The organism is Schleiferilactobacillus perolens DSM 12744 (genome assembly GCF_001435585.1).
Classification (GTDB): Bacteria; Bacillota; Bacilli; order Lactobacillales; family Lactobacillaceae; genus Schleiferilactobacillus; species Schleiferilactobacillus perolens.
On record NZ_AZEC01000048.1, the window covers coordinates 1 to 1,076 of the forward strand.

Here is a 1,076-nt window from a genome sequence, read left to right on the forward strand (position 1 = left end):
TGGCAAATTACAAGTTTAATCCGAACAAGCCCGGAATCTTTCAATGGCAGTCTGTTGATGATGTATTTTTAATGGTCGTTGATTAATTAGTTCAAGTGCTGCTAGGATCTCATCAGTCGTTACTTGGCTAAAATTGGTCTTTTTCGGGAAGAACCAGCGTAACCGTCTATTAAAATATTCATTGGAACCTCGCTCCCATGGTGAATATGGATGGCAAAAATAAACTTTGATCTGATAATCCTGTTCTAAGGCCTGATAATTGGCAAACTCTTTACCATGATCAACAGTAATGGATTTTACTTGGGGACCGAAGGCCCCCATAAACTTGCCAAAGGCGGTGTTTAGAGCCTTAGCCGTTCTATTAGGGGCTTTGATAGCCCATAGAAGTCGGGTCTTACGTTCTACGAATGTAACCAGACATGATCGTGACTCACTTCGACTAGAAAGCACCGTATCTACTTCCCAATGACCAAAAGCTAACCGTTGATTAACAGTTGTTGGCCGTTGTTCGATGGAAGTCCCACTTGTAAATTTCCCCCGATTTTCGCTCACTCGGTGCTGGCGGACATTCCGATTGGGTAGATCAGNCTCACTCGGTGCTGGCGGACATTCCGATTGGGTAGATCAGTCAATTTGAAGGGGAGCCAGCCACGATTAAGCCAATTATAAATTGACGCAGTGCTCAAGTTATAAGCGGCCGCAATGGTTTCTGGTGACCAGGTTAATCGTAAGTGATTGGTAATTAAAGTCGCTAATGCTGCCGTCAGCATCGAACGACGACCGCAATTCCGCCTTTTGCGATCTGCATCTTGCTGAGCTAATTCTGGATCATAAGGTTTAACCCGGTCCAACTCATAGCTAATCGTAGCTTTGGCGACGCCTAAGGCGTCAGCCATTACTTGGTAAGATTTATTCCCCTCATTGACCAGTTGTGCTAGTGCGCCACGTTGAAAACGTGATAAAGTAGATGTACCCAAAGTAATCACTCCCTATATTGGTTGGAATTAGCTACTACCATTGTAAGTGATTGCTTTGGGCTTTTTAATTTCTGTTCGGATTAATTATAGAATTTGCCA

2 pseudogenes are annotated in these 1,076 nt (G+C 43.7%); both read right to left on the reverse strand.

The window, feature by feature from the left end:
* Nucleotides 1-15: 15 nt before the first annotated feature.
* A pseudogene (locus FD09_RS16835) lies at nt 16-587 on the reverse strand (IS30-like element ISLsa1 family transposase); the annotation flags it as partial.
* 1 nt (nt 588) lies between these two features.
* Nucleotides 589-977, reverse strand: a pseudogene (locus FD09_RS16840) (IS30-like element ISLsa1 family transposase); the annotation flags it as partial.
* Nucleotides 978-1,076: the final 99 nt, after the last annotated feature.